At 66.1% G+C, this 13,924-nt stretch carries 13 protein-coding genes; 5 read left to right on the top strand and 8 right to left on the bottom strand.

Translation table 11 applies throughout. The features are described from left to right. Nucleotide 1: 1 nt before the first annotated feature. The 5 genes from J7U46_RS02495 to J7U46_RS02515 form a co-directional block, all read right to left on the bottom strand. On the bottom strand, nucleotides 2–274 hold the full coding sequence (locus J7U46_RS02495; protein WP_282823239.1) for a hypothetical protein: 273 nt from the start codon (nucleotides 272–274) through the stop codon (nucleotides 2–4). Nucleotides 275–298: 24 nt separating this feature from the next. After that, on the bottom strand, nucleotides 299–1,063 hold the full coding sequence (locus J7U46_RS02500; RefSeq protein ID WP_282823240.1) for an SDR family oxidoreductase: 765 nt from the start codon (nucleotides 1,061–1,063) through the stop codon (nucleotides 299–301). Between the two features lie 38 nt (nucleotides 1,064–1,101). Continuing rightward, nucleotides 1,102–1,395, bottom strand: a complete 294-nt coding sequence (locus tag J7U46_RS02505) for a hypothetical protein (protein ID WP_282823241.1) — start codon at nucleotides 1,393–1,395, stop codon at nucleotides 1,102–1,104. Between the two features lie 156 nt (nucleotides 1,396–1,551). Then, nucleotides 1,552–2,613 (bottom strand): ATP-dependent 6-phosphofructokinase, encoded by a 1,062-nt coding sequence (locus tag J7U46_RS02510; RefSeq protein ID WP_282823242.1) that lies wholly within the window; start codon nucleotides 2,611–2,613, stop codon nucleotides 1,552–1,554. Nucleotides 2,614–2,707: 94 nt separating this feature from the next. Beyond that, nucleotides 2,708–3,409 (bottom strand): hypothetical protein, encoded by a 702-nt coding sequence (locus tag J7U46_RS02515; protein WP_282823243.1) that lies wholly within the window; start codon nucleotides 3,407–3,409, stop codon nucleotides 2,708–2,710. A 121-nt stretch (nucleotides 3,410–3,530) separates the two neighbouring features. Here J7U46_RS02515 and J7U46_RS02520 point away from each other — a divergent pair, with 121 nt between their 5' ends. Then, nucleotides 3,531–4,094, top strand: a complete 564-nt coding sequence (locus J7U46_RS02520) for a YaeQ family protein (protein ID WP_282823244.1) — start codon at nucleotides 3,531–3,533, stop codon at nucleotides 4,092–4,094. A 12-nt stretch (nucleotides 4,095–4,106) separates the two neighbouring features. Here the strand turns inward: J7U46_RS02520 and J7U46_RS02525 are convergent, their stop codons facing one another. Further along, nucleotides 4,107–4,892 (bottom strand): TlpA disulfide reductase family protein, encoded by a 786-nt coding sequence (locus J7U46_RS02525; protein WP_282823245.1) that lies wholly within the window; start codon nucleotides 4,890–4,892, stop codon nucleotides 4,107–4,109. 241 nt (nucleotides 4,893–5,133) lie between these two features. Between J7U46_RS02525 and J7U46_RS02530 the strand changes: the two genes are divergently transcribed. Further along, nucleotides 5,134–7,191, top strand: a complete 2,058-nt coding sequence (locus tag J7U46_RS02530; protein WP_282823246.1) for a prolyl oligopeptidase family serine peptidase — start codon at nucleotides 5,134–5,136, stop codon at nucleotides 7,189–7,191. Then, entirely contained in the window at nucleotides 7,191–8,039 is an 849-nt protein-coding gene (locus J7U46_RS02535; protein WP_282823247.1) for a DUF924 family protein, read from the top strand. Before J7U46_RS02530 ends, J7U46_RS02535 begins: the two co-directional genes overlap by 1 nt. A 10-nt stretch (nucleotides 8,040–8,049) precedes the next feature. Here the strand turns inward: J7U46_RS02535 and J7U46_RS02540 are convergent, their stop codons facing one another. Beyond that, complete coding sequence (locus J7U46_RS02540; RefSeq protein WP_282823248.1) at nucleotides 8,050–9,756, bottom strand: long-chain fatty acid--CoA ligase; 1,707 nt, start codon at nucleotides 9,754–9,756, stop codon at nucleotides 8,050–8,052. 155 nt (nucleotides 9,757–9,911) lie between these two features. Here J7U46_RS02540 and argG point away from each other — a divergent pair, with 155 nt between their 5' ends. Both argG and J7U46_RS02550 read left to right on the top strand, forming a co-directional pair. Next, nucleotides 9,912–11,246: an argininosuccinate synthase gene (gene argG / locus J7U46_RS02545; protein WP_282823249.1), complete on the top strand. Its 1,335-nt coding sequence runs from the start codon at nucleotides 9,912–9,914 to the stop codon at nucleotides 11,244–11,246. 65 nt (nucleotides 11,247–11,311) lie between these two features. After that, a complete protein-coding gene (locus J7U46_RS02550) occupies nucleotides 11,312–12,859 on the top strand; it encodes a carboxypeptidase (protein ID WP_282823250.1) in 1,548 nt (515 codons plus the stop codon). On the opposite strand, the gene murB is transcribed toward J7U46_RS02550, so the two are convergent. Then, entirely contained in the window at nucleotides 12,860–13,888 is a 1,029-nt protein-coding gene (murB, locus tag J7U46_RS02555) for a UDP-N-acetylmuramate dehydrogenase (protein WP_282823251.1), read from the bottom strand. Between the last annotated feature and the right edge of the window lie 36 nt (nucleotides 13,889–13,924).

Here is a 13,924-nt window from a genome sequence, read left to right on the forward strand (position 1 = left end):
TTCAGGCATCCAGGCGGGGCTGCGTGCTCTGCACTTCGCGAGCCTCGACGTCAACGACCTCGCCCACAGGCGCCGCGCGGCGGGCCTGGCCAGGTCGGAACTGGCTGGCGCGGCGGAATCGGCCCATGTCGATCACCGGCTTGCGGCCGCGCAGCAGGCTCCAGATCAGAAGGCCCACCATGGTCACGACAGCGACACCCAACAGCGCCAGCACGAACACCAGCGTGAACAGGCCCAGCAGCACACGGATCACGATGGTCAAGAGTCCGGACATCAGATTTCCTCAGAGAAAGACGGTTCAACCGCGCCCGACGAAGGGCATGGCCGAAGCCATCACGGTCATGAATTGCACATTGGCCGACAGCGGCAGCTCGGCCATGTAGAGAACGGCACTGGCCACATGGGCCACGTCCATGGTCGGCTCGATGGCGATCTCGCCATTGGCCTGGCGCACGCCCTTGGTCATCGGCTGCGCCATCTCGGTCAGCGCATTGCCGATATCGAGCTGGCCACAGGCGATGTCGAAGGCTCGGCCGTCGAGCGACAGCGACTTGGTCAGGCCGGTGATGGCATGCTTGGTCGCGGTATAGGGGGCGGAGTTGGGGCGCGGCGCATGGGCCGAGATCGAGCCGTTGTTGATGATGCGGCCGCCACGCGGCGACTGCTTCTTCATCAGGCGGAAGGCGCCCTGGGCGCTGAGAAAGGCGCCGGTGAGGTTCACGTCGACCGATTGACGCCAGTGCTCGACCGGCAGTTCGTCGACAGGCACGGAGGGCACGAAGATGCCGGCGTTGTTGAACAAGAGGTCCAGCCGGCCGAATTCGGCGTCGATGCGGGCATAGAGCGCGTTCACGTCCTCCGGGCGGCTGACGTCGGCGGCCAGGGGCAGCGCCTTGGCTGGGTCGGCGGACTGCGCGGCCGTTTCTTGCAGGGCTGCCATGCGCCGGCCCGCCAGCACCACCGTCCAGCCCCGCTCCAGCAGCACCAGTGCTGCGGCCCGGCCTATGCCGCTGCCGGCACCGGTCACGAGGGCAATCCTCTTGGAGCTATCGTTATTTGTCATGCATCCGCCTGTGGTCAGGCGAGATGATAGTCAGGCTCTCACTGAGCCGTGGACGAGGGGGCTTGCTGAGCAATGCGCTGGCCGTCGACCGTGCGCTGGCCTTCGACGACGACGCGCGGCAGCTGGGCCACGGTGTTCGTTTCGCGGGCCATCGCGATCTGGGTCGGAATACTCTGGCCAGTGATCTCGACACGCGGCAGCTGGTTGACGGCCACGTGGCGGTCATCCTGAGCGCTCATCGCGCCGGCGCCGACGGCGGCGATCATGATGGCAACAACGACACCCAGGCGCTTGATCTGGGCATTGCGGTCGTAGCAGTAAACAGTGTTCATCTCCAGGCCTCCTTAAGCCGTGCAGCGTTTCTTCTGGTGCTGCGATGGAGCGAACTATGCCAAGGGCAAACCCTAGTCAAAATCCGAATGCGATCAAGGGCCGGATCGGCCGACGAACTGCAGCCGGCAGCGACGAGCGTCGGGCCGCCGAGACGGTCAACCCAGGCAAACCCCTAGATCGTGGGCCACACTCACGAGCTCATCGCCCTCCGGCACCTGGCGGTTGTGTCCGGCCACGTCGGCCAGCGGCACACTGAGACAGCGGCCCTGCTGCAGGGCCAGCATGCGGCCGAAAGCCCCCTCCACCACCATGCGGGCCGCCTGCACGCCGAAGCGGGTGGCCAGCACACGGTCGAACGCCGTCGGCGAACCGCCGCGCTGCAGATGGCCTAGCAAGGTATGGCGAATCTCCAGGCTGCTGCCGGCACCCAGTTGGGTTTGCAGGCCTTCCATCAGGCGCTGCCCCACCCCGCCCAGCCGAGCCGGCGCGCCGGGTGCTGACTGCAGCACCATCTCTCCCCCCACCTCGCGAGCGCCTTCGGCCACGCAGACCAGGGCATAGCCCTGATTGGCGCAGCGCTTCAGGCATTGCTCGGCCAGCGCTTCGAGCCGGTACCCGCGCTCGGGGATCAGGATGGCGTCGGCGCCGCCCGCCAGGCCGCCTTCGAGGGCGATCCAGCCGGCGAAGCGGCCCATGGTCTCGACAATCATCACCCGGCCATGGCTGCGCGCCGTGGTCTCCAGGCGACCGAGGGACTCCGCCACCACGGCCACGGCACTGTCGAAGCCAAAGCTGCGCTCGTTGTGGGCGATGTCGTTGTCTATGGTCTTGGGCACCCCCACCACGGGCACGCCCAGGCGGGCAAAGCGCTCGGCGATGGTCATGGTGCCGTCGCCGCCGATGGCTACCAGCACGTCAACACCAGACCGGCCCAGCGTCTCCAGCGCGCGGGCCGATACGTCGCTGCCACCGGATCCGAAGTAATGGAACGGGTCCGCACGGTTGTGTGTGCCGAGCAAGCTGCCGCCTTCGTTGACGATGCCGCGCACGGCGGCCACGTCCAGCGGGCGCACCCGGCCCTCGATCAGGCCGAGGAAGCCGCGTTCGATACCCAGAATTTCGGCGCCGTGCTGTTCGATCAGGGCCAGGCTGATGGCCCGGATGACGGCGTTGAGCCCGGGGCAATCGCCCCCGCCGGTCAGGATGCCGACTCGCATGGAAGAACCCTCCTCACTGAGGGCATCCTGCCACCAGGGTCAGCCAAGCTCAAGGGCGCCATCCCGGCGCCGCTTGAGCAGGGTCAGGAAAGGCTCACTTGGCGGCCGAAGCGGCAGCCGCAGCAGCGGCGGCCTTGGCGCGCTCGGCCTTGACGGCCTTCCAGTCGAGGTCATCGTATTCCTTGCCCAGGCATTTGGCCTTGAGGTCGGTCTTGTCGTCCTTCAGCGCCTCAATGCGCTCGTTCAGCGCAGCCTTGGCTTCGTTGTGCGGCTCAACCTTCACATTGAGCGCCGCCTTCTCCTTCAGCAGAGTCTCACGCAGCTTGTTGTAGTCTTCGATGCGTGCCTGCAGGGCGGTCCGACGCTCATTGATGTCATTGACCTTCTTGAGCAACTCTTCTTTCTTGATCTTGCCTTCTTTCTGCTCCGCGATAAGAAGGTCGTTGGCCTTGTTCAGGCCCAGAACATCCTCATTCAGCACGGCGCCAGCCTTGTTGAAGTCTTCGGTTGCCTTGTTGCTGGCGTCCATCGCCGACTTGAGTTCTTCCTGCTTGGCCTCGAAAGCCTTGATCAGCGCCGGCAACACCTGCTCTTCGGCCTCGATGCGCTCATCAATCTCCTGGCACTCGCGGATCTGGTTGCGAGACATCAGCACCGGCTTCGGCTTGTCCACGACCGGCTTGCTGACCTTGTTGTTCTTGGGATCGACCTTGGCCTTGGGATTGGCGGTGGTCTGGGCCTGCGCCAGCGTGGACACGAGGGCGACGACGGTGACGGAGATCAGGAGACGTTTCATGTCTGACAGCTCGGTTGGCGCCCGGCCAAGCCGGGCTGTAAAACAAGGGCCGAATCATGCCACGAGCCGTGGCTGCGGATAATGCGCGGCTTCCCGCAAGCGTAAGACTCTGAAAGCGCCCATGGCACTGAAAGCCACCATCCACAAAGCCCAGCTGCAGATCTCCGACATGGACCGCCATGTCTATGGCGAACACAACCTGGTGATCGCCCGCCATCCGTCCGAGACCGACGAGCGCATGATGATCCGCGTGCTGGCCTACGCGCTGCACGTGCCGGCGGACGAGATGCGCGGCCGCCTGGAGTTCAGCAAGGGCTTGTCGGACGTGGATGAGCCCGAACTCTGGCAGCTCGACCTGACCGGCGACGTGGTGCACTGGATCGACCTCGGCCAGCCCGACGAGCGCCGCATCATGAAGGCCCATGGCAGGGCCGAGCGCGTCACGGTGATCAGCTATGCCTCCAGCACGCCGGTCTGGTGGGGCAACCTCGAGGGCAAGCTGATACGCGCTCCCAAGCTGGATGTCTGGCAGATCCCTGCCGAGCAGTCGCAAGCCCTCGCGGCCCTGGCCGAGCGCAGCATGCAACTGCAGATCAGCATCCAGGACGGCAGCATCTACGTCTCGACCGCGAATGCCTCGGTCGAAATCCACCCTCAGGCGCTGCGCCGGGCCGAGGCCCGCTGATCACGCAGGGCGTCAGCCGCCCTTGTCCTTGGCAAGCAGCTGCTTCACCCAGGCCGCCAACGCCGCATGCTCGGCGCGGCCGGCGGCTTCATCCTCGCTGGGCGTCTGGCCCAGCTGCTTGAAACCCAGCAGGCGCCCCTGCGGATCGAGCACCACGAAGCTCGGATAGCTGTTGATGCCCAGGCTCTGGTTGAAAGCCCGACTCTCGATCAGCACCGGCCAGTTCAGCTTGTGACGGTCCAGGAAGCGCTGGGCCTTGGCCTGGTCGTCAAAGGTCACGGCCAACAGGTTCAGCTCTGGGTGGAGCTCACGAAACTTGTTCAGCGAGGGAACCTCGGCGATGCAGGGCGCGCAGGCCTCGAAGAAGAAGCTGAGCACGCTGTACTTGCCGGCCAGCGTGCCCTTGTCATGCAGCTTGCCGTCCAGGCCCTTCAGCAGGAAATCGGGCAGCGGCTGGCCCGCCTTGACCTTGAAGGCAGCCGTCTCCTTCTCGCGCAAGGCCGCCGCCTCCTCGGCCGTCAGCTTCTTCTGGATCTGGAACTTGACCAGATTGCCGGGCGATGTCTTGGTCAGCGACCAGCCCTGCCCACCCTTCACCTGCGCCAGGAACTCGACAAACGTGAGGGACTTGCCCTGGATGTCCAGGTAGCTGAGCTTGGCGTCGGCATCGATGGACAACTGCTTGAGCAGTTGTCGCTCGCCCTCGGGCGTGGGGGGCACGTCAAACGTACCAGCATGGGCGGCGGCCGCACCCAGGGCGAGCGCACAGCTGAGCAGTGCGGGCAGGATTCTCTTCATCGTTGCGTCCTCGTTGGTGTTCGCAGGCGGGCGCATGCTAACCGCATTCCTGCGCGCTGAGAGCGGGCCAGCGGCCCGGGCTTTCGCGTCCTTCCTTCGGGTGAGCCCATCGTCGCCTGCTCGCGCACTAGACTCCAGCCACCCGATTCAACCGCTCTCATGGTGACGCTTGTCCACATCCCCTCGCCGGACGCTGTCCGCCCTGCTGCTGTGCTGCCAGACTCACATCACCACCCCCGCCATGGCTGACACCGCCCCCACCGACCCCTATCAATGGCTGGAAGAAGTCCAGGGCGAGCGCGCGCTCAGCTGGGTGCGCGAGCGCAATGCCGCCTCGACCCAGCAACTGCAGGCCCGCCCCGACTACGCGCCCATCCGAGCCGAGATGCTGGAGCTGCTGAACGCCAAGGACCGCATTCCCAGCGTGAGCCGCATGGGCACCTGGCTCTACAACCTCTGGACGGACGACAAGCAGCCGCGCGGCCTGTGGCGCCGCACTTCCCTGGCCGAGTTCCGCAAGCCGGAGCCGAAATGGGAGACCGTGCTGGACATCGACGCGCTCGGCAAGGCCGAGGGCGAGAACTGGGTTTTCGGCGGCGCGCAATGCCTGGCGCCCGACTACCGGCGCTGCCTCTTGATGCTCTCGCGCGGCGGCGCCGACGCGGTGGTGGTGCGCGAGTTTGATGCGGTGGCCAAAAAGTTCATCGCGCCGGCCGACGGCGGCTTCTTCGTGGCCGAGGCCAAGACCGATGTGGCCTGGCTGGACGAGAACACCCTCTTCATCGGCAGCGACTTCGGCCCCGGCTCACAAACCGACTCCGGCTATCCGCGCCAGATCAAGCGCTGGCAGCGCGGCCAGAAGCTGGCCGAGGCCAAAGTCGTCTTCGAGGGCGAGGCCAAGGACGTGTCGGTCTCGGCCCAGGTCGATCACACGCCGGGCCATGAACGCATCCAGTTCAGCCGTGCGCTGGACTTCTACAACCAGCTCAGCTTCCTCCTGCAGGGCGACAAGCTGCAAAAGCTGGACGTACCCACCGACGTCAGCACCAGCTTCTGGGGCCCGCGCCTGCTGCTCTCCCCGCGCAAGCCCTGGACCGTGGGCGGCCAGACCTTTGCTGCGGGCAGCCTGCTGCTGGCCGACAGCGCCGCCTACCTGCGCGGCGAGCGCAAGCTGCAGATCCTGTTCTCGCCCACGCCCACCCGCTCGCTGGCCGGCTACACCTTCACGCGCCAGCACCTGGTCCTGAACATCAGCGACAAGGTCGCCAGCCGGCTGGAGGAATGGAGCTTTGCCGACAAAGAGCCGCAGCATCGCGAGATCCAGGCGCCCTTCCCAGGCACGCTGAACACGGTCAGCCTCTATGACAGCGAATTGCCCAAGGACGAACTCGGCGAACACTACCTGGTCAGCTACACCGACTTCCTGAACCCGGGCAATCTCTCGCTGGCCAAGGCCGGCAGCGACCAGCGCGAGTTGCTCAAGACCCGCCAGCCCCGTTTCAACACCGAGGGCATGCGCGCCGAGCAGTTGGAGGCCGTGAGCAAGGACGGCACCAAAGTACCCTACTTCGTCGTCTGGCCTGCGGGTGCCAAGCCCGATGGCAAGAACCCCACCCTGCTCTATGGCTACGGTGGCTTCGAGGTCTCGCTGCAGCCCAGCTACTCGGGCGGCGTGGGCCGGGCCTGGTCGGCGCGTGGCGGCGTCTATGTGCTGGCCAACATCCGTGGCGGCGGCGAGTTCGGCCCAGGCTGGCACCAGGCGGCCACCAAGGCCAACAAGCAACGCAGCTACGACGACTTCGCCGCCGTGGCCGAGGACCTGATTGCGCGCAAGATCACCAGCCCGCGCCACCTCGGCATCATGGGCGGCAGCAATGGTGGCCTGCTGGTCGGAGCCACCTTTGTGCAGCGCCCCGAGCTGTTCAATGCCGTGGTCTGCCAGGTGCCGCTCCTGGACATGCGCCGCTACCACCAGCTCCTGGCCGGCGCCTCCTGGATGGCCGAGTACGGCAACCCGGACGATCCGGCCGAGTGGGCCTTCATCTCCAAGTACAGCCCCTACCAGAACGTCAAGAAGGGCGTGAAGTACCCCAAGGTTTTCTTCGCCACTTCGACGCGCGATGACCGGGTCCACCCCGGCCACGCCCGCAAGATGGCGGCGCTGATGCAGGCCCAGGGCCATGAGCTGCTGTACTACGAGAACATCGAGGGCGGCCACGGTGGCGCGGCCGACAACGAGCAGTCCGCCACCCTGCTCGCGCTCGAGTACAGCTATCTGTGGCAGCAACTGGGACGCTGATGGAACCCCTCGATATTGTTCAACGCATGGGTGGCTTCTCGGCCGAGGTCGAAGGCGAAGCGCTTGAGCTCGACTACATGCAAAGCGGCGGGCAGATCGTCTTCCACCACACGTTCACCGCCGATGCCTTGCGGGGGCGCGGCCTGGCTGGGCAGATGGTCGAGCATGGCTTGCGCTGGGCGGCCGAGCAGGAGCGCCCGGTCGTGGCCGCCTGCAGCTATGTGGCCGCCTGGCTGGACCGCCATCCGGCCTGGCAGCGCGTGACCGAGCCCACGCCGGTGCAACAAGTGCTGAACTTCTGGTTCGGCTCCCTGGGCAGTGCAGAAGATGATCAGCTGCGCGGCGCATGGTTCCGCAAGAGCGAAGTCTTTGATGAAGAGATCCGGTCCCGCTTCGGTGCCCTGCTGGAGCAGGCGCTGGCCGGCGGCTTGAAGGAATGGGAGCGGAGCAGCCATGGCAGCCTGGCCCGCATCGTCCTGCTGGACCAGTTCACCCGCAATGCCTTCCGCAACATGCCGCGCGCATTTGCCGGCGATGCCGAGGCGCTGCGCGTCAGCCTCGCCTTGCTGGAAAGCGGCAAGTTCAAGTCGCTGACGACGCTTCAGCGCTGGTTCGCCCTCATGCCGCTGGAGCATGCGGAAGACCTGGCGATGCAGGACCGTTCGGTGGCCGCCTTCGAACAGTTGGCAGCCGAGGACGAGCGGATGACAGGCGCGCTGGACTACGCGATCAAGCACCGCGAGGTGGTGGCGCAATACGGCCGCTTCCCGCACCGCAACGCCCTTCTCGGCCGCGAGAGCACGGCGGCTGAGCTGGCCTACCTGGCCCAGCCCGGCGCCGGCTTCTGACTTACGGCGATCAACGCGGCTCGCGCTCCTGCAGCACGCGCCACATCACCTTGCCGGCGCCGCTCTTGGGCAGGGCGTCGACGAACTCGACGATGCGCGGCACCTTGTAGGCCGCCATGTGCTCGCGTGACCAGGCCACGATGTCCTCGGCCGTGGTCTTGCCCTTGGCCTCGGCCCGCAGCACGACCACGGCCTTGACCGTCTCGCCGCGGTATTCGTCCTTGGCCGAAATGATGCAGGCCTCCTGCACCGCCGGGTTCTTGTAGAGCAGCAGCTCCACCTCGCTCGGCCAGACCTTGTAGCCGCTGGCGTTGATCATGCGCTTCAGGCGGTCGGTGATGAAGAAGTAGCCCTCCTCGTCCATGCGCCCCAGGTCGCCGGTGCGGAAGAATTGCTTGCCGTCGATCTCGATGAAGGCCGCTTCGGTCGCCGCCGGCTGGCGCCAGTAGCCCTTGAACACCATGGGCCCGTGGCTGACGATCTCGCCCACCTCGCCGATGGGCATCTCCTCCAGCGTGACCGGATCGATGATGCGCGAGTCCACGCCGTAGATCCCGATCCCGAGGCACTGCAGCTTGGCCCGCTCGGGCGGGTTGCCATGCGTGGGGGCGGCGGTCTCGGTCAGGCCATAGCCCTCGGCAAAGGTCAGGCCGAACTCCTGCTGCAGCCGCTCGGCCACCGCCGCCGGCATGGCGGCGCCGCCACCGCTCAAGTACTGCAGGCTGGAAAGGTCGAAGCTCTTGTAGTTCGGGCTGCCGAACAGGTCGATGATCATGGTCGGGATGCAGGTCCAGTGCGTGACCTTCTTCGCCGAGATCAGTCGCCCCGCCAGCTCGCGGTCCCAGCGCGGCATGATGACCACGGTCGCGCCAAGAAACACCGGACCCAGCACGCCATAGAGCAGGCCCGTGATGTGGAAGAAGGGCACGACCGCCAGGCAGACCGACTCGGCCGAGGCATGGCCCCAGAGCCCGCCGCCCACCGAGTTGCTCATCAGCGTGCGGTTGGTGTGCATGCAGCCCTTGGGCAGGCCGGTCGTGCCCGAGGTGTAGGGCAGATGGGCCATGTCGTCAGGTCCATTGCATTGAGCGCTCGGCTTCAGGCCGGCTGCCAGCGCATCGGCCCAGTGCATCGCGCCCTCAGGCAGGGCGACTTCGCGAGTCAACCAGGCAGCCATCGCCTCCGGCAAACCCAGCTCGGGCGGAATGCCACCGGCGGGCAGCGCATCCTGGTACTGAGTCACCAACACTTTCGCCCGCTTGTCGGCCTGCAGCTGCTGATTGGCTTGGTCGACGATGGCCGCCAGGTCGGCGCTGCAGATCACCAGCCGGGTGTCGGGATCGGTAAGGTAGTGGCCGAACTCTTCGGCCCGGTTCATAGGGTTGACCGGCACCACCACGGCGTCGGCCCGATTGATCGCGTAGAACGCGATGTGGAACTGTGGGCAGTTCTGCATATAGAGCGCCACACGGTCGCCCCGCTGCACGCCCTGGGACTGGAGCCACCCAGCCAGCGCCAGGGCTTGGTCCCGCATCTCCGCGTAGCTGATCGTCTGGCCGCAGAAGAACGTGGCCGCCTTGTGCGGATAGCGCGCCGCCGCCACCTCGAGGTTGAACCATAGCGTGGTCTCGGGAATCGCCAATTCGCGCGGCAACCGGCGCGGCCAGTGGCTGCGCTGCGCAATGCGCTGAGGGCTCAGGGACGGGGTGCTGCTCATCGGGCTTGTCTCCGCTATTGCTGCTTGCTTCGGGCCATTCTTGCCGCAGCCCCTACTTTGCACCTGTCGCTCACTCGACATGAACTCGACAGTCGGCCCCAGGGTTACACCCGGTTTTTGACAGAAAATGCCGGATCCCTTCTCCCTAGCCCGCCATGTCCACCATTCTTCAGCACCTCCCCGTCGGCCAGAAGGTCGGCATCGCCTTCTCCGGCGGCCTCGACACCAGCGCCGCCCTGCACTGGATGCGCCTGAAGGGCGCCCTGCCCTACGCCTACACGGCCAACCTGGGCCAGCCCGACGAGCCGGACTACGACGAGATCCCGCGCAAGGCCATGCAATACGGCGCCGAGAAGGCCGTGCTGGTCGATTGCCGCGCCCAGCTGGCGCACGAGGGCATTGCAGCGCTGCAGGCCGGCGCCTTCCACATCAGCACCGGCGGCATCACCTACTTCAACACCACGCCGCTGGGCCGTGCCGTCACGGGCACCATGCTGGTCGCGGCGATGAAGGAAGATGACGTCAACATCTGGGGCGACGGTTCGACCTTCAAGGGCAACGACATCGAGCGCTTCTACCGCTACGGCCTGCTGACCAACCCGGCACTCAAGATCTACAAGCCCTGGCTGGACCAGCTCTTCATCGACGAGCTGGGCGGCCGCGCCGAGATGTCGGCCTTCATGACCAAGGCTGGTTTCGGCTACAAGATGTCGGCCGAGAAGGCCTATTCCACTGACTCCAACATGCTCGGTGCGACGCACGAGGCCAAGGACCTGGAGCACCTGAACTCGGGCATCAAGATCGTCAACCCCATCATGGGCGTGGCCTTCTGGAAGGACGACGTGGTCGTCAAGGCTGAAGAAGTGACGGTGCGCTTCGAGGAAGGCGTGCCAGTCGCGCTGAATGGTGTCGAGTACCGCGACCCGGTGGCCCTGATTCTGGAAGCCAACCGCATCGGCGGCCGCCACGGCCTCGGCATGAGCGACCAGATCGAGAACCGCATCATCGAGGCCAAGAGCCGCGGCATCTATGAAGCTCCGGGCCTCGCTCTGCTGCATATCGCCTACGAGCGCCTGGTGACCGGCATCCACAACGAGGACACGATCGAGCAGTACCGCATGAACGGCCTCAAGCTCGGCCGCTTGCTCTATCAAGGCCGCTGGTTCGACCCGCAAGCCATCATGCTGCGCGAGACCGCCCAGCGCTGGGTGGCCCGCGCGATCACCGGCGAAGTGGCGCTGGAACTGCGCCGTGGCAACGACTACTCGCTGCTGGATACGCGAAGCCCCAACCTGACCTACAAGCCCGAGCGCCTGTCGATGGAAAAGGTCGAGGACGCGCCCTTCTCGCCGCTGGACCGCATCGGCCAGCTGACCATGCGCAACCTGGACATCGTCGACACCCGCGACAAGCTGCGCACCTACACCCAGGCCGGCTTGCTGACCTCGGGCGGCACCCACAGCCTGCCGCAACTCAAGGGCAAAGACTGATCCACAGCCGGGGCACCGGCGTAGAGAATCAGCGCCGCCAGGCCATCAAGGCCGAGGGAGCGGTGATGAAGAAGACGATGGTGTCCGTGACGATCCTGCTGGCCAGCCTGTGGGCGGCCAGCGCCCAAGCGCAGGAAGCTGCGCGCCCCGCCGAGGCGGCTTCGGCGCCCGCTGAGCGGAGCAAGCCCGGGGCCGGCGAGCGCCAGCTGCCGGCCGAGTCGGTCATCCACTCGACCGGCCAGGTCATGATCAAGGGCAAGGCCGTGCCCTACAAGGTGACAGCCGGCACCCAGCCGGTCTGGGACAAGGACGGCAAGGTCGTCGCCTCGCTGTTCTACACCTACTACCAGCGCACGGACGTGGCCAACAAGGACCTGCGCCCGCTGGTCCTGTCCTTCAACGGCGGCCCCGGCTCGGCCTCGGTGTGGATGCACATCGCCTACACCGGCCCCAAGGTGCTGAACATCGATGCCGAGGGCTATCCGCTCCAGCCCTATGGCGTCAAGGACAACCCGCACTCCATCCTCGATGTGGCCGACATCGTCTACATCGACCCGGTCAACACCGGCTTCTCGCGCATCCTCGACCAGAAGACCGACCGCAAGTTCTTCTTCGGCGTCAACGCCGACATCTCCTACCTCGCCGAGTGGCTGGGCGCCTTCGTCTCGCGCCAGGGCCGCTGGCAATCGCCCAAGTATTTGATCGGCGAGAGCTATGGCACGGCCCGGGTGTCAGGTCTTGCCAAGGAGCTGCAGAACAACCACTGGATGTATTTGAACGGCGTGATCCTGGTCTCGCCCACCGGCCTCGGCATCAAGCGCGACGGCCCGGTGCGTGACGCGCTGAGCCTGCCCTACTACGCCGCCACTGCCTGGCACCACAAGGTGCTGCCATCAGACCTCCAGCAGCGCGACCTGACGCCGGTGCTGGCCGAGGTCGAGGCATTCACGCTGAATGAATTCATTCCCGCCCTGGCCAAGGGCGGCTTCATCGAGTCGGATCAGCGCAAGGCCCTGGCCGCGAAGATTGCGCGCTACTCGGGCCTGTCCGAGACCACGGTGCTGCAGCACAACCTGGCCGTGCCGCCGTCCTACTTCTGGAAGGATTTGCTGCGCACGCGCGGCCAGACCGTGGGCCGGCTTGACTCGCGCTACCTCGGCATCGACCGCATGGAAGCCGGCAGCTCACCCGACTACAACGCCGAGCTGACCTCCTGGCTGCACTCATTCACGCCGGCCATCAACCACTACCTGCGCGAGACGCTGAAGTACAAGACCGACCTGAAGTACAACATGTTCGGCCCGGTCAACCCCTGGGACAACAGCGACGACCAGACCGGCGAGAACCTGCGCCTCGCCATGGCCGAGAACCCCTATCTGCGCCTCCTGGTACAGTCGGGCTACTACGACGGCGCCACCACCTATTTCGACGCCAAGTACACGATGTGGCAGCTCGACCCCAGCGGCCGCATGAGGGACCGCATGGACTTCAAGGGCTACCGCAGCGGCCACATGATGTATTTGCGCTCCGAGGACCTGGCCAGCTCGAATGAGCACATCCGCGAGTTCATCAAGAAGGCCACACCGGCCCCGGGCCAGGCAGCCAAGTACTGATCAGACCACCACCGGCTCCGGCTCCAGCCGGATGCCGAAGCGGCCGTAGACGCTCTCCTGAATGGCCCGCGCGAGCGTCACCACCTCGGCGCCCCGAGCCTCGCCCTTGTTGACCAGCACCAGGGCCTGCTTCTCGTAAACGGCCGCGCCGCCGACGCTTTTGCCCTTCCAGCCGCAGGCATCGATCAGCCAGCCAGCGGCCAGTTTCACCGTGCCATCGGGCATGGGGTAGTGAACGATGTGGGGATCGCGGCCGATGATGTCGCGGCACTGCTCCTCGCTCACCACCGGGTTCTTGAAGAAGCTGCCGGCATTGCCGATCACGGCCGGGTCGGGCAGCTTGGCGCGGCGGATCGCGCAGACCCAGTCGAAGATCTGGCGGGCATCCGGTGCCGTGATGCCGGTCTCCTGCATCTTGCGCTCCAGGTCCAGGTAGCCGAGCGAGGGCTGCCAGGGCTTGGGCAGCTTCAGCCGCACCCGCGTGATCACGCTCTTGCCCGCCAGGCCGCCGAAGCCGGTCTGCTTGAAGATCGAGTCCCGGTAGCCGAAGGCACAGACCTCGGCTGGCAGCAGGGCTTTGCGGCCGGTGACCAGGTCCACCACCTCGACCGCTTCCAGCCGGTCTTTCAGCTCGATGCCGTAGGCGCCGATGTTCTGCACCGGCGCCGCGCCGGTGGTGCCGGGGATCAGAGCCAGGTTCTCCAGCCCCGGAAAGCCCTGCTCGATGCTCCAGGCCACCGCCTCATGCCAGGGCACGCCGGCACCGACCTCGAGGATCCAGGCGTCCTCGCGTTCCTCGAGCAGGCGGATGCCAGGAATCTCGATCTTCAGCACCACGGGCTCGACATCCCGGGTCAGTACCAGGTTGCTGCCGCCGCCCAGCACGAACTTCTGGGTCCGGCCCAGTTCAGGGTGGTCCACCACCCGGCGCACATCGGCCTCGGAGCGGATGCGCACCAGGCGTTTGGCGGTCGCCGGCAGGCCGAAAGTGTTGTAGGGCTTGAGGTTGACGTCGGATTCGACGGTCAAAGCCTGCCCATTCAGGGGGTTCACAGAGGGAGACGA

The organism is Pelomonas sp. V22, assembly GCF_030014915.1.
Taxonomy (GTDB): Bacteria; Pseudomonadota; Gammaproteobacteria; order Burkholderiales; family Burkholderiaceae_C; genus JAUASW01.

Coding starts and splice junctions, on each gene's coding strand:
- J7U46_RS02495 (WP_282823239.1), bottom strand. CDS start 274: ATGTCCGGACTCTTGACCATCGTGATCCGTGTGCTGCTGGGCCTGTTC.
- J7U46_RS02500 (WP_282823240.1), bottom strand. CDS start 1,063: ATGACAAATAACGATAGCTCCAAGAGGATTGCCCTCGTGACCGGTGCC.
- J7U46_RS02505 (WP_282823241.1), bottom strand. CDS start 1,395: ATGAACACTGTTTACTGCTACGACCGCAATGCCCAGATCAAGCGCCTG.
- J7U46_RS02510 (WP_282823242.1), bottom strand. CDS start 2,613: ATGCGAGTCGGCATCCTGACCGGCGGGGGCGATTGCCCCGGGCTCAAC.
- J7U46_RS02515 (WP_282823243.1), bottom strand. CDS start 3,409: ATGAAACGTCTCCTGATCTCCGTCACCGTCGTCGCCCTCGTGTCCACG.
- J7U46_RS02520 (WP_282823244.1), top strand. CDS start 3,531: ATGGCACTGAAAGCCACCATCCACAAAGCCCAGCTGCAGATCTCCGAC.
- J7U46_RS02525 (WP_282823245.1), bottom strand. CDS start 4,892: ATGAAGAGAATCCTGCCCGCACTGCTCAGCTGTGCGCTCGCCCTGGGT.
- J7U46_RS02530 (WP_282823246.1), top strand. CDS start 5,134: ATGGCTGACACCGCCCCCACCGACCCCTATCAATGGCTGGAAGAAGTC.
- J7U46_RS02535 (WP_282823247.1), top strand. CDS start 7,191: ATGGAACCCCTCGATATTGTTCAACGCATGGGTGGCTTCTCGGCCGAG.
- J7U46_RS02540 (WP_282823248.1), bottom strand. CDS start 9,756: ATGAGCAGCACCCCGTCCCTGAGCCCTCAGCGCATTGCGCAGCGCAGC.
- argG (WP_282823249.1), top strand. CDS start 9,912: ATGTCCACCATTCTTCAGCACCTCCCCGTCGGCCAGAAGGTCGGCATC.
- J7U46_RS02550 (WP_282823250.1), top strand. CDS start 11,312: ATGAAGAAGACGATGGTGTCCGTGACGATCCTGCTGGCCAGCCTGTGG.